Source organism: Vibrio sp. G-C-1 (assembly GCF_021728015.1).
Taxonomy (GTDB): domain Bacteria; phylum Pseudomonadota; class Gammaproteobacteria; order Enterobacterales; family Vibrionaceae; genus Vibrio; species Vibrio splendidus.
Map to the genome: position 1 here is coordinate 24,476 of NZ_JAKKCR010000011.1, position 19,772 is coordinate 44,247.

General features: G+C 45.1%; 35 protein-coding genes. 8 read left to right on the forward strand and 27 right to left on the reverse strand.

Annotation, left to right across the window (positions count from 1 at the left end; genetic code table 11):
- Positions 1-12 precede the first annotated feature (12 nt).
- The 6 genes from L3V36_RS16200 to L3V36_RS16225 all read left to right on the forward strand — a co-directional run bounded on the left by L3V36_RS16200 (position 13) and on the right by L3V36_RS16225 (position 4,667).
- Positions 13-450, forward strand: coding sequence for a YHS domain-containing (seleno)protein (locus tag L3V36_RS16200; protein ID WP_208775137.1), 438 nt, complete (start codon positions 13-15; stop codon positions 448-450).
- A 10-nt stretch (positions 451-460) separates the two neighbouring features.
- Entirely contained in the window at positions 461-904 is a 444-nt protein-coding gene (locus tag L3V36_RS16205) for a hypothetical protein (RefSeq protein ID WP_004735264.1), read from the forward strand.
- A 12-nt stretch (positions 905-916) separates the two neighbouring features.
- Positions 917-2,671, forward strand: a complete 1,755-nt coding sequence (locus L3V36_RS16210) for a lysophospholipid acyltransferase family protein (RefSeq protein WP_017089940.1) — start codon at positions 917-919, stop codon at positions 2,669-2,671.
- A gap of 71 nt (positions 2,672-2,742) precedes the next feature.
- A complete protein-coding gene (locus tag L3V36_RS16215; RefSeq protein WP_004735262.1) occupies positions 2,743-3,309 on the forward strand; it encodes a Crp/Fnr family transcriptional regulator in 567 nt (188 codons plus the stop codon).
- Positions 3,310-3,366: 57 nt separating this feature from the next.
- Entirely contained in the window at positions 3,367-3,819 is a 453-nt protein-coding gene (locus L3V36_RS16220) for a GNAT family N-acetyltransferase (RefSeq protein ID WP_102492158.1), read from the forward strand.
- Positions 3,819-4,667 (forward strand): DMT family transporter, encoded by an 849-nt coding sequence (locus L3V36_RS16225; RefSeq protein WP_102495618.1) that lies wholly within the window; start codon positions 3,819-3,821, stop codon positions 4,665-4,667. The genes L3V36_RS16220 and L3V36_RS16225 overlap by 1 nt, the downstream gene beginning before the upstream one ends.
- A 59-nt stretch (positions 4,668-4,726) precedes the next feature.
- Here L3V36_RS16225 and L3V36_RS16230 read toward each other — a convergent pair whose 3' ends face one another.
- Positions 4,727-5,311: a LysM-like peptidoglycan-binding domain-containing protein gene (locus L3V36_RS16230; RefSeq protein ID WP_208775135.1), complete on the reverse strand. Its 585-nt coding sequence runs from the start codon at positions 5,309-5,311 to the stop codon at positions 4,727-4,729.
- A gap of 213 nt (positions 5,312-5,524) precedes the next feature.
- Here L3V36_RS16230 and L3V36_RS16235 point away from each other — a divergent pair, with 213 nt between their 5' ends.
- Together L3V36_RS16235 and L3V36_RS16240 are read left to right on the forward strand one after the other, a co-directional pair.
- Positions 5,525-6,145, forward strand: coding sequence for an FKBP-type peptidyl-prolyl cis-trans isomerase (locus L3V36_RS16235; RefSeq protein ID WP_017078817.1), 621 nt, complete (start codon positions 5,525-5,527; stop codon positions 6,143-6,145).
- Between the two features lie 134 nt (positions 6,146-6,279).
- On the forward strand, positions 6,280-6,774 hold the full coding sequence (locus L3V36_RS16240; RefSeq protein WP_017083776.1) for a DUF2780 domain-containing protein: 495 nt from the start codon (positions 6,280-6,282) through the stop codon (positions 6,772-6,774).
- Between the two features lie 311 nt (positions 6,775-7,085).
- Here the strand turns inward: L3V36_RS16240 and rplQ are convergent, their stop codons facing one another.
- The 26 genes from rplQ to rplD form a co-directional block, all read right to left on the reverse strand.
- The gene (gene rplQ / locus L3V36_RS16245) at positions 7,086-7,466 is read right to left on the reverse strand and encodes a 50S ribosomal protein L17 (RefSeq protein WP_004729812.1); all 381 of its coding nucleotides are present in this window, start codon (positions 7,464-7,466) and stop codon (positions 7,086-7,088) included.
- A 24-nt stretch (positions 7,467-7,490) separates the two neighbouring features.
- Positions 7,491-8,483, reverse strand: coding sequence for a DNA-directed RNA polymerase subunit alpha (gene rpoA / locus L3V36_RS16250; protein WP_004729813.1), 993 nt, complete (start codon positions 8,481-8,483; stop codon positions 7,491-7,493).
- 22 nt (positions 8,484-8,505) lie between these two features.
- The gene (rpsD, locus tag L3V36_RS16255; RefSeq protein ID WP_004729814.1) at positions 8,506-9,126 is read right to left on the reverse strand and encodes a 30S ribosomal protein S4; all 621 of its coding nucleotides are present in this window, start codon (positions 9,124-9,126) and stop codon (positions 8,506-8,508) included.
- Between the two features lie 31 nt (positions 9,127-9,157).
- Positions 9,158-9,547, reverse strand: a complete 390-nt coding sequence (gene rpsK, locus L3V36_RS16260) for a 30S ribosomal protein S11 (RefSeq protein WP_004738778.1) — start codon at positions 9,545-9,547, stop codon at positions 9,158-9,160.
- 19 nt (positions 9,548-9,566) lie between these two features.
- On the reverse strand, positions 9,567-9,923 hold the full coding sequence (gene rpsM / locus L3V36_RS16265) for a 30S ribosomal protein S13 (protein WP_004738779.1): 357 nt from the start codon (positions 9,921-9,923) through the stop codon (positions 9,567-9,569).
- Between the two features lie 148 nt (positions 9,924-10,071).
- Entirely contained in the window at positions 10,072-10,185 is a 114-nt protein-coding gene (gene rpmJ, locus L3V36_RS16270) for a 50S ribosomal protein L36 (protein ID WP_000868186.1), read from the reverse strand.
- A 41-nt stretch (positions 10,186-10,226) separates the two neighbouring features.
- A complete protein-coding gene (secY, locus tag L3V36_RS16275) occupies positions 10,227-11,561 on the reverse strand; it encodes a preprotein translocase subunit SecY (protein ID WP_004736759.1) in 1,335 nt (444 codons plus the stop codon).
- A gap of 20 nt (positions 11,562-11,581) precedes the next feature.
- A complete protein-coding gene (rplO, locus tag L3V36_RS16280) occupies positions 11,582-12,016 on the reverse strand; it encodes a 50S ribosomal protein L15 (protein ID WP_004736758.1) in 435 nt (144 codons plus the stop codon).
- 5 nt (positions 12,017-12,021) lie between these two features.
- Complete coding sequence (gene rpmD, locus L3V36_RS16285) at positions 12,022-12,198, reverse strand: 50S ribosomal protein L30 (protein WP_004736756.1); 177 nt, start codon at positions 12,196-12,198, stop codon at positions 12,022-12,024.
- A gap of 7 nt (positions 12,199-12,205) precedes the next feature.
- Positions 12,206-12,706 (reverse strand): 30S ribosomal protein S5, encoded by a 501-nt coding sequence (rpsE, locus tag L3V36_RS16290; protein WP_004736754.1) that lies wholly within the window; start codon positions 12,704-12,706, stop codon positions 12,206-12,208.
- 14 nt (positions 12,707-12,720) lie between these two features.
- The gene (gene rplR / locus L3V36_RS16295; protein ID WP_004736752.1) at positions 12,721-13,074 is read right to left on the reverse strand and encodes a 50S ribosomal protein L18; all 354 of its coding nucleotides are present in this window, start codon (positions 13,072-13,074) and stop codon (positions 12,721-12,723) included.
- 9 nt (positions 13,075-13,083) lie between these two features.
- A complete protein-coding gene (rplF, locus tag L3V36_RS16300; RefSeq protein ID WP_004736750.1) occupies positions 13,084-13,617 on the reverse strand; it encodes a 50S ribosomal protein L6 in 534 nt (177 codons plus the stop codon).
- A 10-nt stretch (positions 13,618-13,627) separates the two neighbouring features.
- Positions 13,628-14,020: a 30S ribosomal protein S8 gene (gene rpsH / locus L3V36_RS16305; protein ID WP_004736749.1), complete on the reverse strand. Its 393-nt coding sequence runs from the start codon at positions 14,018-14,020 to the stop codon at positions 13,628-13,630.
- Between the two features lie 29 nt (positions 14,021-14,049).
- A complete protein-coding gene (gene rpsN / locus L3V36_RS16310; RefSeq protein WP_004736747.1) occupies positions 14,050-14,355 on the reverse strand; it encodes a 30S ribosomal protein S14 in 306 nt (101 codons plus the stop codon).
- Between the two features lie 16 nt (positions 14,356-14,371).
- Positions 14,372-14,911, reverse strand: coding sequence for a 50S ribosomal protein L5 (gene rplE, locus L3V36_RS16315; protein ID WP_004736744.1), 540 nt, complete (start codon positions 14,909-14,911; stop codon positions 14,372-14,374).
- A 24-nt stretch (positions 14,912-14,935) separates the two neighbouring features.
- A complete protein-coding gene (gene rplX, locus L3V36_RS16320) occupies positions 14,936-15,253 on the reverse strand; it encodes a 50S ribosomal protein L24 (protein WP_004736742.1) in 318 nt (105 codons plus the stop codon).
- An 11-nt stretch (positions 15,254-15,264) separates the two neighbouring features.
- The gene (gene rplN / locus L3V36_RS16325) at positions 15,265-15,636 is read right to left on the reverse strand and encodes a 50S ribosomal protein L14 (protein ID WP_004736740.1); all 372 of its coding nucleotides are present in this window, start codon (positions 15,634-15,636) and stop codon (positions 15,265-15,267) included.
- A gap of 162 nt (positions 15,637-15,798) precedes the next feature.
- Positions 15,799-16,053 carry a 30S ribosomal protein S17 gene (gene rpsQ / locus L3V36_RS16330; RefSeq protein WP_004736739.1) on the reverse strand — a complete coding sequence of 85 codons (255 nt, stop codon included), beginning with the start codon at positions 16,051-16,053 and terminating at the stop codon, positions 15,799-15,801.
- Positions 16,053-16,244 (reverse strand): 50S ribosomal protein L29, encoded by a 192-nt coding sequence (gene rpmC, locus L3V36_RS16335; protein WP_004736737.1) that lies wholly within the window; start codon positions 16,242-16,244, stop codon positions 16,053-16,055. The genes rpsQ and rpmC overlap by 1 nt, the downstream gene beginning before the upstream one ends.
- Entirely contained in the window at positions 16,244-16,654 is a 411-nt protein-coding gene (gene rplP, locus L3V36_RS16340) for a 50S ribosomal protein L16 (protein WP_004736736.1), read from the reverse strand. The genes rpmC and rplP overlap by 1 nt, the downstream gene beginning before the upstream one ends.
- A gap of 11 nt (positions 16,655-16,665) precedes the next feature.
- Positions 16,666-17,364, reverse strand: coding sequence for a 30S ribosomal protein S3 (gene rpsC / locus L3V36_RS16345; protein ID WP_004736734.1), 699 nt, complete (start codon positions 17,362-17,364; stop codon positions 16,666-16,668).
- Between the two features lie 18 nt (positions 17,365-17,382).
- The gene (gene rplV, locus L3V36_RS16350; RefSeq protein WP_004736732.1) at positions 17,383-17,715 is read right to left on the reverse strand and encodes a 50S ribosomal protein L22; all 333 of its coding nucleotides are present in this window, start codon (positions 17,713-17,715) and stop codon (positions 17,383-17,385) included.
- 10 nt (positions 17,716-17,725) lie between these two features.
- A complete protein-coding gene (gene rpsS, locus L3V36_RS16355) occupies positions 17,726-18,004 on the reverse strand; it encodes a 30S ribosomal protein S19 (RefSeq protein ID WP_004736729.1) in 279 nt (92 codons plus the stop codon).
- Positions 18,005-18,023: 19 nt separating this feature from the next.
- The gene (rplB, locus tag L3V36_RS16360; protein ID WP_017076297.1) at positions 18,024-18,848 is read right to left on the reverse strand and encodes a 50S ribosomal protein L2; all 825 of its coding nucleotides are present in this window, start codon (positions 18,846-18,848) and stop codon (positions 18,024-18,026) included.
- A 14-nt stretch (positions 18,849-18,862) separates the two neighbouring features.
- The gene (gene rplW, locus L3V36_RS16365) at positions 18,863-19,165 is read right to left on the reverse strand and encodes a 50S ribosomal protein L23 (protein WP_004736765.1); all 303 of its coding nucleotides are present in this window, start codon (positions 19,163-19,165) and stop codon (positions 18,863-18,865) included.
- Positions 19,162-19,764 carry a 50S ribosomal protein L4 gene (gene rplD / locus L3V36_RS16370; protein WP_004736764.1) on the reverse strand — a complete coding sequence of 201 codons (603 nt, stop codon included), beginning with the start codon at positions 19,762-19,764 and terminating at the stop codon, positions 19,162-19,164. Before rplD ends, rplW begins: the two co-directional genes overlap by 4 nt.
- Between the last annotated feature and the right edge of the window lie 8 nt (positions 19,765-19,772).

Here is a 19,772-nt window from a genome sequence, read left to right on the forward strand (position 1 = left end):
ATGGAGTCCATCATGAGAAAACTATTAACCATGGTCATGCTACTTGTTAGCCCGTACGTATTTGCCGCCGATGAAATCTACACAGGATTCTTTAGCAGTAAGGCGCTCGATGGCTACGACACTGTGGCTTATTTCACTTCAGGCAAGCCCATCGAAGGCAGTAACAAATTCAGCACCGAGTACAAAGGCGCGGACTGGTATTTCTCTTCTGAAAAGAATCTGACTTTATTTGTTAATAATCCTGAAAAATATGCCCCTCAATATGGGGGTTATTGCGCTTGGGCTGTTTCAGCAAAAAGTGACTTTGCACCCGGTGACCCGAACCAATGGACAATTGTTGATAACAAGCTTTACCTCAACTATAACCAAGAGATTAAACAGCGTTGGGAACAAGATCGAGCACAGCATATTCAAAAAGCCGACACCGTTTGGCCACAACTGATCAAATAAGGGAATAACCATGACATTCACTCCAGCTAAACATATTCCTGCGGCATTTATCGCTTTCGTATTTGTTCAGTCGCTGTTTTTTAAGTTCACAGGCTCATACGAGACTGAGCATATCTTTGGCACCTTGGCGACATGGTCTGGCTTAAGTTGGTTCGGTTCATTTGGCGGCTACTTGATTGGGTTCGCTGAATTGATTGCGGCCATTTTGCTGTTTACTCGTTGGCATGGTCTGGGTGCCATCATGAGTGTGGGGATTATGAGTGGCGCGATATTTTTCCATCTGTTTACGCCGCTCGGTATTCAAATGCCTGAGTTTAACGCAGCGGGTGAAATTGTCGGTTATGACGGCGGATTACTGTTTGGCATGGCATGCCTAGTATGGCTTTGCGGTGCATTTTTAAGTGTAAAAGATTTCAAGAATCAAGACGGTTTCCTAAACAACTTTAGTCAATAAGGTAGCTTCATTATGATTGATAGTCCTTTTCGTTTACCACGTTACACGCCTTTTGGTTTAGGTGAGTCTGTTGTCGAGTGGGCAACTGGGCTATCTAAGCTAGATAAGCTCTATCAAGATAGACCTGATGAGTTATCTAGCTTTGAATTCATGCATCACACCTTGTCAGCATTGAATATCGACTATTCCGTTTCAGCAGGCGCCACTGATAATATTCCCGAACAAGGGCCAGTAGTCATTGTGGCTAACCACCCACTTGGTGCGATTGAAGGCGTGATCCTTGCTGATCTCGTAGGATCGGTAAGAAAGGATGTGAAGGTGTTGGCCAATGAGTTGCTCAAGCGACTGCCTGAACTGGATGATCTTTTCATTGGGGTCGATGTCTTTAACAGTAAAGAATCGAAACGCACCAATGCTAAAGCTATTCGAGATGCCAATCGTCATTTAGCAGACGGTGGACTCTTGATTGTGTTCCCTGCTGGCGAAGTATCGAGTTACCGTAAAGGGGCCAAGACACTAACAGACATCGAGTGGAGCAAATCAGTCGCAAAGTTTGTTAAGCGTCACCAAGCCACCACGGTGCCTATCTTTATCAATGGCAAGAACAGTGAGCTTTTCTACCAAGCGGGCCGTGTTCACCCACTACTGAGAACGGCTTTACTTGGCCGTGAACTTCTTAATAAACAGGCGACGACTATCTCTATCTCGATTGGCTCTTCGATTCCGTATTCAGAGATCAAATCGTTTGAAAAAGAGATGGATATCGTCAATTACCTACGACTCAATACCTACCTAATGAGTCAACAAGATAGTCCGAATACGCCAATCCACGCGCCCTCTTTTGACACTCAAGTGATTGCGCCGATTCCACCAGAAGTGTTGGCAATAGAGGTCGGTTCTCTTCCTGAAGAGATGAAGTTACTTGAGCAAGGGGACTTCGAGGTCTACTGTACGCCAAGCCAATCTATTCCTAACTTAATGCGCGAAATTGGTCGAGTTAGAGAAGAGAGTTTCCGAGAAGTCGGAGAAGGCAGCGGGCTTGCCTGTGATTTAGATGAGTATGACCTTTACTACCACCAACTGTTTGTTTGGAATAAAACCAAGGCTGAATTAGTGGGTGCATACCGACTTGGTATGGTCGACAAGCTCATCGCTGAGCACGGGCTTGATAAGCTCTACTCTCGTAGCCTGTTTAACTACAATCAAGAATTCATCGATACCTTAGACAACAGTATCGAGCTTGGGCGTTCTGTAGTAAGCAAGCCTTATCAAAAGAGCCTTAACTCACTATTACTATTGTGGAAAGGTATCGCGGCCTTCGTGTATCGTCACCCTCAATACACTCACCTATTCGGCCCTGTCAGTATCAGTAATGATTACAGTCATAATGCGCGTCTGTTGATTGCGACGACCTTATCCATACACCATTACGATGAACAAAAGGCGAACCTGGTTTCTCCTTCGTCACCACTCAATACCAGTAATAATGTGTTCTGGCAGAATCACCTGCTATCGTCATTGGCGAGTGTTCCTCTGCTCTCTAAAGTGTTAGCACGTATGGAGCAAGGGAAAGGCCTACCGGTACTGCTACGCCAATACTTAGGGATGAACGGTAAACTTGTGTGCTTTAACGTCGATCCATCGTTTAATGATGCCTTGGATGGCTTGATTGTGGTTAATCTTAAGAAAGTACCATTGAAAACCCTAGGCAAATACATGGGCAGAGACCTCGCTCAAGATTATCTAGAACAGCACGCTCGACGTTGATTTAGCCTGCTCTGTACCTCTCCACAAATAAGTGCGATGATTTCGGCACTTATTTGGGTTAGGTTATTTTCATGCACACCTCTTTTATCGAACAACTACAAAGCTTTGACTTCTCTGAGAGTCAGATTGAATCTCTATTAGCTGTCGCGAAGCCGCTTGAGCTACCAACCCGACACATCCTGATCAATCAAGGTGAGATGGCGAGTTCGATCTACTTTGTACTTGAAGGCTTATGCCACGCTTGTTATCTCACTAATGACGGTAAGCAATACAGCAAAGAATTCTACTGGGAACAAGACTGGATCATCGGCTTTGAGAGTTTGATAAAGAACCAAGCGTCCCCTTACCTACTAGAAACGCTCACACCCATCACAATGTTAGAACTGCCAATGAATGCGGTTATCGAGTGGCGTGCATCAAATAACCCTCTGTATTTAAAGCTGTTAGAAACTCAGCTCATGCACAAGGAAAACAAAGAACGCTTTATGTTGCTTTATACCCCAGAGCAACGCTACCAACTGTTCTGCGAACATTACCCCGACCTTGAACAGCGCTTGAACGACAATCAAATTGCGGCTTACCTCGGTATAACCGCGATCAGCCTGAGCAGAATCAAAGGTCGAATTAACAATAGTTAATGCCAACAATCATCGCACATAGTACATTCAGAGCATCGATAATCTCTGGATGTAAACATGATCACTTGGCACTCAATTCCCTTCTCTGAACTTTCAACACAACAGCTTTATCAATTACTTAGATTACGAGTCGATGTGTTCGTTGTTGAGCAAAATTGCCCTTATCCAGAGCTCGATGGTAAAGATACACTCGCAGGTGTTGAACACTTGCTTGGCTATGCTGATGCAGAGCTAGTGGCGTGTGCCCGTTTGTTACCACCAGGTACTTCTTACGACAATACCAGCATCGGCCGAGTGGCGACCAAGCAATCAGCAAGAGGTGATGGCTTGGGTCATCAATTGATCAAAGAAGCGTTAACACGCTGTGAGACTCTTTGGCCGAGCAAGACCATCGATATTGGCGCGCAACAACACCTAGAAAACTTCTATGCGAATCACGGGTTCGAAACTATCTCTGAGATGTATCTGGAAGACGATATTCCGCATGTAGACATGAGATTTGAAAAGTAATGACGAATATCACTGTCGGTATTCTATTGTTGGTTGCAGGTAACTTGTTTGCCTCGCTTTCCGACGTAGCGGTAAAACTGTTGAATGGCGAAGTACCGCCTCTTCAGTATATTTTTTTCCGACAGTTGATATCTCTGCTCATCATCACCCCTTTGTGGCTACAGCAAAAAAAGGAACAACGACGCTTACAGCAAGCCAAAGTGACCATCATACGCGGACAGCTGATACTAATTGGCAGTGGATGTATGGTTGTCGCGATTACCCATTTATCTTTGGCTACCGCCAACGCAGTATTTTACGTCGCGCCCCTGTTGATGTTACCTCTCTCTATGTTTCTACTGAAAGAGCAACCGGCACTTGGCAAGGTTATCGCCACCACTATCGGTTTTATTGGTGCATTGATTGTCTTGAGGCCATCACAATTTCATTGGGCAGCACTGTTTGCTTTGGGTACAGCACTCACCCTCGCACTATTCAATGTATTGGTAAGAAAGCTTCCTAGTGAGCAAACGGTGGTCACTACGCTGTGGTGGACAACCTTATTCTCTATTCCAGCCTCATTAGTACTGTGCTTCTTATACTGGCAGCCGGTGTCTGGGGAACATTTGGGATACATAGCATTAAGTGCGACGCTAATCTTAAGCTACAACGGACTTGCGGTCGCTGCCTACCAAAAAGCACACTCTAGTCAAATTGCCTTGGCTGAATACTCAGGCTTAGTGTTTGTCGCCATAATAGGCGCTATATGGTTTGATGAGATTCCGGATACGTTAACCTTTATCGGAATTATGCTCATCATCTTACCGCTTGCACCTTTCAAGCGACCAAAAAAAAGAGCTAATCATTAGCTCTTTTCTATCGACTATCTGTATCTGACGAAACGCTTTAACGCAGGCTCAGTATTGAGCTACTTACTACGGCCAAAGCCACCGTCAGACAATCGGAAAAACATCACCGAAGTGTTGCCTTTTTCTAGCTGAAGAATGTCTAGTTGCCCGGTCTCGGCGAGTTTGAATCGAACTAGCTGGCCTTTACGAATCTGACTAAGTGGTTTGTCTGCCCCTTCAATACGCACTAGCGCGTTCAAGTCAGACAACGGTAAGTCGTTATTTCGAAAAACCTGCGCTAACGTATCCCCTTGCTTTACAAGATACTCCTGCCAGTTGTTGTTACTCGGTTCTGATGAACTGCTCTTGGCATTTTGCTGTTCGCTTAAGCCAACCGTGTTTATCTCAAGCTCAACGCGCGATGTTGCTGGGGCTGCGTCTACTTTAGGTTCTGGTAGCGGCACAAAAAGTAAGATCAATACGATCGGCGAAATCACCATCAATAGTCTTTGGTGTAATTTCGGCAATGATCCCCAAGCCTGCACGGTTGAGGTTTTTATTTTCTTGATATCGATCGAGCTTAATTTCTCTTTGACCTGATTCAGTCGATCCTTGAACTCTGCTAAGTGGTCTACTTTCTGTTTTTTCTTTTGACGACGATTCATGCCACTGCGTCCTATACATTGAATAACTACAGTATAAAAACCAAAGTACCAACAGTATAGATCTTTCCGCTACAACAGAGACCAAAGCAAGAAAATTGACATAGCTGTGATTTGGACACGTTAAAGCGTAAGTGATCAGGGGCTAGCCGTTTATTCAGGCTGCTAATACTGGTATTCTTACCCTTTTCGTACTGACAAAAAGAGTGACTTTTCATGTCTGAAGTAAAATTTGAAACTGTAGAGCAAAAAGCTAGCTACGGTATCGGTCTACAAATGGGCCAACAACTTGCTGGTTCTGGTCTTGAAGGCCTAAACGTTGACGCAATCGCTGCTGGTATCGCAACAGCTCTAGTTGGTGACATGCCAGCTATCGAAGTTGACGAAATCAACAACGCACTACAAGAGCTACACACTCGTGGTGAAGCTGCACGTCAAGAACTAGCTAAAGCAGCAGCAGCTGACGGCGAAGCTTTCCTAACTGACAACGCTCTTCGTTCAGAAGTAACAGTTCTTGAGTCTGGTCTTCAGTACGAAGTACTAACTGAAGGTACTGGCGAAATCCCTACTGCAGACAAGCAAGTACGTGTTCACTACCACGGCGAACTAACTGACGGTACTGTTTTCGACAGCTCTGTATCTCGCGGTCAACCTGCTGAATTCCCAGTAACTGGCGTAATTCAAGGTTGGGTACAAGCTCTACAAATGATGCCTGTTGGCTCTAAGTGGAAGCTATACATCCCTCAAGATCTAGCATACGGTGAGCGTGGCGCAGGTGCTGCAATCCCACCATTTGCTGCTCTAGTATTCGAAGTAGAACTTCTAGCTATTCTTTAATTTTTATAAAAACCTTTAGTAAAACAAAATACTATAGGTAAATAAAATTGAAATAATTCAACGGCGATGTGACTACATCGCCGTTTTTCGTTTATAGTGAATAGGTCGATTACTTTATTACTTAAGGAAGAATAATGAAGAAAATACTCATCACTATGCTCAGCAGCCTTGCTGTAGTCTCTTGCGCTAGCACTAGCGACTCTGAACAAACCGGTTCAACATCAGATACCAACTATTCCCAACTATCGCAAACAGCCCTGATGGCAGCAGTGAATATGTGGTCTCAACAAAACGAAACAACACCACTTGCTGATACCGTTGCTGATCAAGCATCTGTTACCAGCGATCAAGCAATTGGCGGTATCGGTTCAATGTTGGCGCTTGCACAAAATTCACTTGGCTCAGCAGACAATAAAGAACTCGCATCACTCATTCCTGGAATGTCTTCACTTGAATCGACTGGCTTATCATCAGTTCTAAGCTCACAAGGTGCTGTTGAAAGTGCGTTTGCTGGGTTAGGTATGGATTCGTCAATGGTTACGACATTTGCACCAATCATTCTTCAGGCACTTCAATCACAAGGTGCAACGAGTGGCCTTATGGATTCACTTGCCGCTATTTGGCAGTAGGCCATCGCGATTAGCGACTAGTTGAAGAATATTGTAAGGGCACTTCGGTGCTCTTTTTTGCGCGTGGAAGAAAAGATATTTGAGATACGAGATACGAGATACGAGATACGAGATACGAGATACGAGATACGAGATACGAGATACGAGATACGAGATACGAGATACGAGATACGAGATACGAGATATTTTTAAAAAATAGAGCAGAGCAGGCAAGTAAAAATGCCAAACATCGTGGTGCAATTTTTCAATTCGATAGAAACAAAAAAAGCCGAGCTAATGCTCGGCTTTTTGTATTAAGAATCTAGTATAGATTACTCAGCAGCTTCTTCAGCAGCTGGGCGGTCTACAAGCTCAATGTAAGCCATTGGAGCTTTATCACCAGTACGGAAACCACATTTAAGAATGCGAGTGTAACCACCTTGGCGAGCCGCGAAACGCGGGCCTAGTTCATTAAATAGTTTTGCCACAACTTCGTTATCACGAGTGCGAGCAAATGCAAGACGACGGTTAGCAACACTGTCTGTCTTAGCTAGGGTAATCAATGGCTCAATTACGCGACGTAGTTCTTTTGCTTTAGGCACGGTAGTTTTAATAACTTCGTGACGAACAAGAGAGCTAGCCATGTTGCTGAACATCGCTTTGCGATGACTGCTGTTGCGGTTGAGTTGACGACCACTTTTACGATGGCGCATGACCTAATCCTTCTAACTTTTCGATTAATCTTCAGCGATTGACGCTGGTGGCCAGTTTTCTAGGCGCATGCCTAGAGAAAGACCACGTGAAGCAAGCACATCTTTAATCTCTGTAAGAGATTTCTTACCAAGGTTTGGCGTTTTAAGTAGCTCAACCTCAGTGCGCTGTACAAGATCACCGATGTAGTGAATCGCTTCTGCTTTCAAACAGTTAGCAGAGCGAACTGTTAGTTCAAGATCGTCTACAGGACGTAGTAGGATAGGATCGAATTCTGGCTTCTCTTCCTTCTCCTCAGGTACACGTACATCACGAAGATCTACGAACGCATCCAGTTGTTCAGCTAAAATAGTAGCTGCACGACGGATTGCTTCCTCAGGTTCTAGAGTACCGTTCGTTTCCATATCGATAACAAGCTTGTCTAAATCAGTACGTTGTTCTACACGTGCCGCTTCTACAGCATAGGCGATTTTATCAACCGGGCTGTAAGTAGCGTCAACTAATAGACGACCGATAGGACGCTCATCTTCTTCAGTATGGATACGAGCTGAAGCTGGAACGTAACCACGACCACGTTCTACTTTGATACGCATAGCGATCTCAGCATTGTCATCCGTTAGGTGACAAATTACGTGCTCAGGGTTAGCGATCTCTACATCACCATCGTGGGTGATGTCACCTGCAACAACAGGGCCTGAGCCTGATTTGTTCAGTGTAATAAACACTTCATCTTTGCCTTCAGCAACGCGTACAGCTAAACCTTTAAGGTTTAGAAGGATTTCCAGGATATCTTCCTGAACGCCTTCTTTAGTGCTGTATTCGTGTAGCACACCTTCAATTTCAACTTCTGTTACGGCACAACCCGGCATAGAAGATAGAAGAATGCGGCGAAGAGCATTACCTAGAGTGTGGCCGAAACCGCGCTCTAATGGCTCAAGAGTTACTTTCGCGTGTGTCGTATTGATCTGTTCAATGTCAACAAGACGCGGCTTAAGAAATTCTGTTACAGAACCCTGCATTGTGTCCTCTCTTTTTTTAACCTTACTTAGAGTAAAGTTCGACGATCAAGTGTTCATTGATGTCAGCTGATAGGTCAGAACGCTCAGGCATACGCTTGAATGTACCTTCCATTTTGCTAGCATCTACTTCAATCCAAGTTGGCTTTTCACGTTGTTCAGCAACTTCTAGAGCCGCTTTAATACGAGATTGCTGTTTAGCTTTCTCGCGGATAGAAACAACGTCGTTAGCCGCTACTTTGAAAGAAGGAACGTTTACAACTTTACCGTTAACTAGAACAGACTTGTGGCTAACTAGTTGACGAGATTCAGCACGAGTAGCGCCAAAGCCCATACGGTAAACTACGTTATCAAGACGACCTTCAAGAAGCTGAAGCAGGTTTGCACCTGTGTTGCCTTTAAGACGTGCAGCTTCTTTGTAGTAGTTGCGGAATTGTTTTTCTAGAACGCCGTAGATACGACGAACTTTTTGCTTCTCACGAAGCTGAACGCCATACTCAGATAGACGACCGCGACGAGCGCCGTGTACACCTGGTGCGTTATCAATTTTACACTTGGTATCGATCGCACGGACACCAGACTTAAGGAATAAGTCAGTACCTTCGCGACGGCTAAGCTTCAGCTTAGGACCCAAATATCTTGCCATGATCTTTCTCCAATATTCCTAGAAACGAAACTTAAACGCGACGTTTCTTAGGTGGACGACAACCGTTATGAGGGATTGGTGTCGCATCAACAATGTTAGTGATACGGAAACCAGCAGCGTTCAGTGCACGAACAGTAGATTCGCGACCTGGACCTGGACCCTTAACCATAACTTCCAAGTTCTTTAGGCCATATTCTTTAGCCATTTCACCACAACGCTCAGCTGCAACTTGTGCTGCGAACGGAGTAGATTTACGAGAACCACGGAAACCTGAACCACCTGCTGTAGCCCATGCAAGAGCGTTGCCTTGGCGGTCAGTGATAGTTACGATTGTGTTGTTGAAAGAAGCATGAATGTGCGCTACGCCATCAGCTACTTGCTTGCGTACGCGCTTACGCGCGCGAGTTGGTTGTTTTGCCATTGTACTCTACCTTATCCGACTATTTCTTGATCGGCTTGCGCGGACCCTTACGGGTGCGAGCGTTGGTTTTAGTACGCTGTCCACGTAGTGGTAGACTGCGACGATGACGAAGACCGCGGTAACAGCCAAGGTCCATAAGACGCTTGATGTTCATCGATACTTCACGACGTAGATCACCTTCTACAGTGTATTTAGCTACACCATCACGCAGTTGATCGATCTGCTCTTCAGTTAGTTCACTGATCTTAGCATCTTCAGCAATACCCACTTCAGCTAGAATAGCTTGAGAGCGAGTTTTACCAATACCGTAAATTGCAGTAAGTGCAATTACAGAATGCTTATGATCAGGAATGTTAATGCCGGCTATACGGGCCATTATTCACTCCTAAGGGGTTCATAAAAGAATTATCCGCAGCAAAGCCCGTGATGGATACGCTGCGGCATACTACTTCTTTTGCACGCAAAAGGTAGGCCGAGGAATATACTCGACTCTACCTAGTATTTCAAGTAAAAATTTCTGCTGATTAGCCTTGGCGTTGCTTATGCTTTGGCTCACTGCAAATCACGCGAACGACACCGTTACGCTTGATAACTTTACAGTTACGGCAGATTTTTTTAACGGAAGCACGAACTTTCATTGCTAAACTCCGTAAATGGAATCGAAATAATTACTACCGAATTAACGGCCGTAACCTTTCAGATTCGCTTTCTTTAACACAGAATCATACTGTTGTGACATCAGATGAGTCTGTACCTGTGCCATGAAATCCATGATAACAACCACTACGATTAGTAGGGAAGTGCCGCCAAAGTAGAAACGAACGTTCCACGCGACCATCATGAATTCAGGAATCAGACATATAAAAGTAATGTATAGAGCGCCCGCAAGGGTTAGTCTAGTCATCACTTTATCGATATATTTCGCTGTCTGCTCACCTGGGCGGATACCGGGTACGAATGCACCAGACTTCTTCAAGTTATCAGCTGTTTCACGTGGGTTAAACACCAACGCTGTATAGAAGAAACAGAAGAAGATTATAGCTGCTGCATAAAGCATTACATACAACGGTTGACCTGGGCTAAGAGCTAATGACACGTCAGTTAACCAACCGAACGCGCTGCTTTCACCATTTTGACCAAACCACTGCGCTAATGTTCCTGGGAACAAAATAATACTTGATGCAAAAATCGCTGGTATAACACCTGCCATATTAATCTTAAGTGGCAAGTGAGAACTTTGTGCTGCAAAAACTTTACGACCTTGTTGACGTTTCGCATAGTTAACGACGATACGACGTTGACCACGCTCCATGAAAACCACGAAGTAAATTACAGCAAAAGACAATACCGCGATAAACAACAGAAGAAGCACATGCAATTCACCTTGACGCGCTTGCTCGATTGTTTGACCGATTGCAGAAGGCAATCCAGCAACAATACCTGCAAAAATCAGAATGGAAATACCATTACCGATTCCTCGCTCAGTGATTTGTTCACCTAACCACATCAAAAACATGGTACCAGTTACTAAACTCACGGTAGCAATAAGCGTAAACATGGTTTGGTTGATAACAACCAGATTGTCGACCATGTTTGGTAAGCCTGTTGCGATACCAATAGCTTGGAATGTTGCAAGTACAAGCGTGCCGTAGCGTGTATATTGGCTTATCTTACGACGGCCTGCTTCACCCTCTTTCTTGAGTTCCGCTAACGCTGGATGAACTACAGTTAGCAATTGGACTACGATCGATGCCGAAATGTACGGCATGATACCCAATGCTAATATAGATGCACGCTCAAGAGCACCACCGGAGAACATGTTAAACATTTCTACGATGGTACCTTTTTGCTGATCGAACAAATCGGCAAGTACAGCTGCGTCAATACCAGGGATCGGCACAAAAGAGCCGGCTCGGAATACTAAAAGTGCACCAATTACGAATAATAAGCGCGACTTTAGTTCACTTAAGCCGCTCTGAGCACTACGAAAATCTTTTCCTGGTTTCTTAGCCATCTGTACCTCGTTCCTCGAGATTATTCCTCGATTTTACCGCCTGCAGCTTCGATTGCAGCTTTAGCGCCTTTAGTCACGCGTAGACCTTTAACAGTCACAGCTTTGCTTAGGTCACCAGAAAGAACGATCTTAACAAACTCGATGTTCTTAGTGATAACGTTAGCAGCTTTAAGACTGTTAAGATCAACTACGTCACCTGTTACTTTCGCTAGCTCAGCTAGACGAACTTCAGCAGACACTAGGCTCTTACGAGAAGTGAAACCGAATTTAGGTAGACGTTGTTTTAGAGGCATTTGACCGCCTTCAAAACCTGGACGAACAGAGCCGCCAGAACGTGACTTTTGACCTTTGTGACCGCGGCCACCTGTTTTACCAAGGCCAGAACCGATACCACGACCTACACGCTTCTTAGAAGGTTTAGAGCCAGCAGCCGGTGATAGAGTATTCAAACGCATTCTGATTACTCCTCAATCTTAACCATGTAGTAAACCTTGTTGATCATACCGCGTACGCACGGTGTATCTTCAAGTTCTACTGTATGGTTGATGCGACGAAGACCTAGACCTTTAAGGCACGCTTTGTGCTTAGGTAGGCGACCAATTGAGCTTTTAGTTTGAGTTACTTTAATAGTTGCCATCGTGTTCTTACTCCGAAATAGATTCAACAGTTAGACCACGTTTAGCAGCAACCATTTCTGGTGACTTAACGTCTACTAGAGCACCAATCGTTGCGCGAACAACGTTGATTGGGTTCGTTGAACCGTATGCTTTAGAAAGTACGTTATGTACGCCTGCAACTTCAAGTACGGCACGCATTGCACCACCGGCAATAACACCTGTACCTTCAGCAGCTGGCTGCATGTAAACTTTAGAGCCCGAATGACGACCTTTCACCGGGTGGTGAAGAGTGCCTTCGTTAAGCGCAACAGTAACCATGTTACGACGCGCTTTTTCCATTGCTTTTTGAATCGCAGCAGGTACTTCACGAGCTTTGCCGTAACCGAAACCTACGCGACCATTACCGTCACCAACTACTGTTAGTGCAGTAAAGCTCATGATTCGACCACCTTTAACCGTCTTAGATACACGGTTAACAGCGATCAGCTTTTCTTGCAAATCATTAGCTTGTTGTTGTTCTTTAGCCATCTTCCAACCCTACCTTAGAATTTCAGACCAGCTTCGCGAGCAGAATCTGCTAGCGCCGCTACTCGACCGTGGTATTGGAAACCAGAACGATCAAATGCAACTGTAGCTACGCCTTTTTCAAGAGCGCGCTCAGCAACAGCTTTACCAACTGCTTTAGCTGCATCAACGTTACTAGTGTTCTTAACTTGCTCACGGATCGCTTTTTCTACAGTAGAAGCAGCTGCGATAACCTCAGAGCCGTTTGCCGAGATAACTTGAGCGTAAACATGGCGAGGAGTACGGTGTACTACCAAGCGAGTTGCGCCAAGTTCTGCAATCTTACGACGTGCACGTGTAGCACGACGGATGCGAGATGCTTTCTTATCCATAGTGATACCTTACTTCTTCTTAGCTTCTTTAGTACGCACATTTTCATCTGCGTAACGAACACCTTTACCTTTATAAGGTTCAGGAGCACGGTAAGAACGAATGTCAGCCGCAACTTGACCTACTACTTGCTTATCGCAACCAGTAATAATGATCTCAGTTTGGCTAGGGCACTCAGCTTTAATACCTTCAGGTAGAGCGTGCTCTACTGGGTGAGAAAAGCCTAGTGTTAGACCTACAGAGTTGCCTTTGATAGCAGCACGGTAACCAACACCTTTAAGAGTTAACTTCTTAACGAAGCCCTGAGTAACACCCACAACCATGTTATTAACTAGAGCGCGAGCTGTACCAGCCTGTGCCCATGCGTTAGTAACACCTTCTTTCGGACCGAAAGTTAGGTTGTTTTCTTCCTGTGCAATAACTACGGCGCTGTTAAGAACGCGAGTAAGCTCACCTTTGCTACCTTTTACAGTAACTTCTTGGCCGTTTAGTTTCACCTCTACGCCAGCTGGAATAGCGACAGGTGCTTTAGCAACACGAGACATAATCTACTCCTTAAGCTACGTAACAGATGATTTCACCGCCAAGACCTGCTTTGCGAGCAGCACGGTCAGACATCAGACCCTTGGAAGTAGAAACAACTGCAATACCAAGACCACCCATCACTGTAGGTAAAGAGTCTTTATTTTTATAAACTCTTAAACCAGGACGTGATACGCGCTTGATTTGCTCGATTACAGGTTTAGCTTGGAAGTACTTAAGAGTAACTTCTAGCTCAGGTTTTACTTCGCTGTCAACAGCGAAGTCTACGATGTAACCTTCAGCTTTAAGTAATGCAGCAATTGCAACTTTAAGCTTTGAAGAAGGCATTTTTACAGCAACTTTATTTGCTGCCTGACCGTTACGAACTCGGGTCAGCATATCCGAAATCGGATCTTGCATGCTCATAAGATTTACTCCAAATGATTAAGTGGCAATTACCAGCTAGCCTTACGAAGACCCGGAATCTCGCCTTTCATGCAAGCTTCACGAACCTTAATGCGGCTTAGACCGAATTTACGTAGGTAACCGTGTGGACGACCAGTTTGGTTGCAACGGTTGCGCTGACGTGATGCACTTGAATCACGTGGAAGAGATTGCAGTTTAAGAACCGCATTCCAACGATCTTCTTCAGATGCGTTTACATCGCTAATGATAACTTTTAGCGCAGAACGCTTTTCAGCGAACTTAACTACTAGTTTTGCACGTTTAGCTTCACGTGCTTTCATTGATTGTTTAGCCATAACAGTAACCCTACCCTTACTTACGGAATGGGAAGTTAAAGGCAGCCAGCAGAGCTCGGCCTTCCTCATCGGATCCCGCAGATGTCGTGATAGTAATATCAAGACCGCGGACGCGATCGACTTTATCGTAGTCGATTTCCGGAAAGATGATTTGCTCGCGAACGCCCATGCTGTAGTTACCGCGTCCGTCAAAAGACTTAGCGCTAACACCACGGAAATCACGTACACGTGGAAGTGCGATAGAGATTAAACGCTCTAAAAATTCCCACATGCGCTCACCACGCAAGGTTACTTTACAACCAATTGGGTAGCCTTCACGAATTTTGAAACCAGCTACAGATTTACGCGCTTTCGTGATAAGTGGCTTTTGACCAGAGATCGTTGCCATATCAGATGCTGCGTTTTCTAGCAGTTTCTTATCGTTGATTGCTTCACCAACGCCCATGTTTAGGGTGATTTTCTCAATCCTAGGGACTTGCATGACGCTTGTGTAGCTGAACTCTTTGGTAAGCTCAGCGACTACAGACGACTTGTAGTAATCATGCAGTTTCGCCATAGTAGAACTCCAAATTACTTCTAATTAGTTAGAAACAGTTTCGCCGTTAGATTTGAAGAAACGAACTTTCTTGCCATCTTCGATACGGAAACCGATACGGTCTGCTTTACCAGTAGCCGCGTTAAAGACTGCAACGTTAGAAGCATCAATAGCTGCTTCTTGTTCAACGATGCCACCTTGTTGACCTAGAGCCGGAACCGGCTTTTGGTGTTTTTTAACAAGATTGATGCCTTCAACAACAACTTTACCAGTTGTCAGAACCTTAGTTACTTTACCTTTCTTGCCTTTATCTTTACCAGCAAGAATGATTACTTCGTCGTTACGACGGATTTTAGCTGCCATGTTGCCGCTCCTTACAGAACTTCAGGTGCAAGTGATACAATCTTCATGAATTTCGCGTTACGAAGTTCACGAGTCACAGGACCAAAGATACGTGTGCCGACTGGTTGCTCAGTAGTGTCATTTAACAATACACAAGCATTACTGTCGAAGCGAATGACAGAACCGTCTGGGCGACGAACGCCTTTACGGGTGCGCACTACTACCGCCTTCAGAACATCACCTTTCTTTACTTTACCGCGAGGAATCGCTTCCTTCACTGTAACCTTGATGACGTCACCGATATGTGCATAACGGCGGTGAGAGCCACCCAGAACCTTAATACACATTACCTTGCGCGCGCCAGAGTTATCTGCTGCGTCAAGTGTACTTTGCATCTGGATCATTGTTAGTGCTCCGCTAAATATTAAAACTAGACCCTCTCGGGTCGGGCTGCCTCTTTAAAAGGGACGCGAATTGTACCACCCTTTTTTTAAATTGGGTAGACAAAAAACAAGCGGCTCCAAAAAATAATTTGGAGCCGCTTATAAGTTATAGAATTACAAAGATTAAATCTTCGCTTTTTCTAGAACTTTAACCAATGTCCAAGACTTAGTCTTAGACAGAGGACGACACTCAGCGATTTCAACTTTGTCGCCTAGGCCACAAGTGTTGTCTTCGTCGTGTGCGTGTACTTTAGTCGTGCGTTTGATGAACTTACCGTAAATTGGGTGTTTTACAGTACGCTCAATAGCAACAACGATAGACTTGTCCATCTTGTCACTTACTACACGGCCTTGCTGGATGCGGTTAGTTTCGCTCATTATGCGCCTGCCTTTTCAGTCAAAACAGTTTTCACACGTGCGATGTCACGGCGTACAGCTTTTAGAGTATGAGTTTGCTGAAGTTGACCAGTTGCAGCTTGCATGCGCAAGTTGAACTGTTCACGTAGCAAATTCAATAGCTCAGCGTTAAGCTCTTCAACGTTCTTTTCGCGTAGATCTTGTGCTTTCATCACATCACCTGCTTAGTTACAAAAGTAGTTTTAACAGGCAGTTTACGCGCCGCTAGGCGGAACGCTTCACGTGCCAACTCTTCAGGTACGCCATTCATCTCGTACATAACTTTGCCTGGTTGGATTTGAGCAACCCAGTACGCAACTGAACCTTTACCTTTACCTTGACGAACTTCAAGAGGCTTTTCAGTAATTGGTTTGTCTGGGAAAACACGGATCCAGATTTGACCTTGACGCTTAATGTGACGTGTCATAGCACGACGTGCCGCTTCGATTTGACGTGCAGTCAGACGACCACGGCCAACAGCTTTAAGACCGAATTCGCCGAAGCTTACTTCAGTACCTTTAGCTAGACCACGGTTACGACCAGTCATAACCTTGCGGAACTTAGTACGTTTTGGTTGTAGCATCGTTCGACTCCTTACTTACGGCCTTTACGCTGCTTCTTAGGCTTATCGCCTTTTGGCTCTACTGCGTTAGCAGCTGGCATACCGCCTAGAATCTCACCTTTGAAGATCCAAACTTTAATGCCGATCACACCGTATTGAGTGTGAGCCGAAGAAGTTGCGTAATCAATGTCTGCACGTAGAGTGTGTAGAGGCACACGGCCTTCACGGTACCACTCTGAACGTGCGATTTCAGCACCGCCAAGACGGCCGCCTACTTGTACTTTGATGCCTTTAGCGCCTAGACGCATAGCATTTTGTACCGCACGCTTCATTGCACGACGGAACATAACACGACGCTCTAGTTGAGACGCGATGCTATCAGCTACAAGCTGACCATCTAGCTCAGGCTTACGTACTTCAGCGATGTTAATTTGCGCTGGTACACCTGCGATTTTAGCTACAGCTGCGCGTAGCTTCTCTACGTCTTCACCTTTCTTACCGATAACAACGCCAGGACGAGCTGTGTGAATAGTCACACGGATGCTCTTCGCTGGACGCTCGATAACGATACGAGATAATGATGCTTTTTGTAGTTCCTTGGTAAGGAACTGACGTACCTTGAAGTCGCCGTCTAGGTTGTCAGCGAATTCGTTGGTATTAGCAAACCATGTAGCATTCCAAGGCTTGACGATGCCAAGACGAATACCATTAGGATGTACTTTCTGACCCATTGCTTACTCTCCTAGTCTTTAGCGATCTGCTACAACAATAGTGATGTGGCTTGAACGCTTCAAGATACGATCCGCACGGCCTTTAGCACGAGGCATAATACGCTTCATGATAGGGCCCTCATCTACGAAGATTTTAGCGACATTTAGATCGTCGATATCTGCACCTTCGTTATGTTCCGCGTTAGCGATAGCTGACTCAAGAACTTTCTTAACTAAAACAGCAGCTTTTTTGTTGCTGAAAGTTAGAATTTCTAGAGCCTGGTCTACCGACTTACCGCGAATTTGGTCTGCAACTAAGCGAGCTTTCTGTGGAGAAATACGAGCAAAGTTATGTTTAGCTAAAGCTTCCATCATCTACTCCTTATTTCTTCTTAGCTTTCTTATCTGCAGCATGACCGCGATAAGTACGAGTTGGTGCAAATTCGCCTAGTTTGTGACCGATCATTTCTTCGGTAACGAAAACAGGGACGTGCTGACGACCATTATGGACAGCGATGGTCAAACCAATCATTGTTGGGATGATCATTGAGCGACGGGACCAAGTCTTAATAGGCTTTTTGTCTCCGCTTTCCACCGCTTTCTCTACCTTCTTCAGCAAGTGTAGGTCAATAAAAGGACCTTTCTTGAGAGAACGTGGCATGGCGATTCCTCTTTATAAATTATTTAGTGCGACGACGTACGATGTACTTGTCAGTGCGCTTATTCTTACGAGTCTTGAAGCCCTTAGTAGGAACGCCCCAAGGAGATACTGGGTGACGACCACCAGATGTGCGGCCTTCACCACCACCATGTGGGTGATCCACCGGGTTCATTACTACACCACGTACGGTTGGACGTACGCCGCGCCAGCGTGAAGCACCAGCTTTACCAAGTTCACGTAGCATATGCTCAGAGTTACCAACTTCACCGATCGTTGCACGACCTTCAGAAAGTACTTTGCGCATTTCACCAGAACGTAGACGGATAGTTACGTATGCACCATCGCGAGCGATGATTTGAGCATAAGCACCAGCCGAACGAGCTAGTTGTGCACCTTTACCAGGCTTAAGTTCAACACAGTGTACAGTAGAACCTACTGGGATGTTGCGCATCGGCAGAGTGTTACCTGCTTTGATTGCAGCATCTACGCCAGATTGAATCTGGTCGCCTGCGTTAACACCTTTAGGTGCAATGATGTAACGACGCTCACCGTCTGCGTACAGAACTAGAGCGATGTTAGCACTACGGTTTGGATCGTATTCTAGACGCTCAACTTTCGCTGGGATGCCATCTTTAGTACGTTTGAAGTCAATCAGACGGTAATGGTGTTTATGACCACCACCGATGTGACGTACTGTAATACGACCGTTGTTGTTACGACCACCGTTCTTAGAGTTTTTCTCTAAAAGTGGTGCGTATGGCTTACCCTTGTGCAGGTCAGCGTTAACAACTTTAACGACGTGACGACGACCAGGGGAAGTCGGCTTACATTTAACAATAGCCATTTTTACTACTCCTGTTATTCCGCGCCGCCAACGAAGTCAAGATCTTGACCTTCTTTCAAAGTAACGTAGGCTTTCTTAACGTCTGAACGACGGCCTTCACGCATACCTTGACGTTTGGTCTTACCCTTTAATACAAGAGTATTTACAGACTTAACTTCAACTTCAAATAGCTTTTCTACAGCTGCTTTGATCTCTTTCTTAGTTGCATCTTTAGCTACTTTGAAAACGATAGTGTTCGCTTTCTCAGCTGCCATAGTTGCTTTTTCAGAGATGTGCGGAGCACGTAGAACTTTTAAGATACGCTCTTCAGTGATCATGCTAGCATCTCCTCAACTTGCTTAACTGCGTCAGCAGTCATCAGAACCTTGTCGAAAGCGATTAGTGATACTGGATCAACACCAGCAACATCACGTGCATCTACTTTGTATAGGTTACGAGCAGCTAAGAATAGATTTTCATCTACTTCGCCAGTCACAATCAGAACGTCGTTTAGCTCAAGCTCTTTAAGCTTAGCTACAAGTTCTTTTGTTTTTGGTGCTTCTACAGAGAAGTTATCAACAACGATTAGACGCTCTTGACGAATCAACTCAGACAGAATGCTCTTCATAGCACCGCGGTACATTTTTTTGTTTACTTTTTGGCTGTGATCTTGTGGTTTCGCAGCAAAAGTAACACCACCTGTACGCCAGATTGGGCTACGAATTGTACCAGCACGTGCACGGCCAGTACCTTTTTGGCGCCATGGCTTAGCACCGCCGCCTGATACTTCAGAACGAGTCTTTTGAGCACGAGTACCTTGACGAGCACCTGCTGCATATGCAACAACTACTTGGTGTACTAGAGCTTCGTTAAAGTCACGTCCGAAAGTAGTCTCGGAAACAGTTAGTGCATCAGCACCTTTAACCATCAATTCCATTACTTACT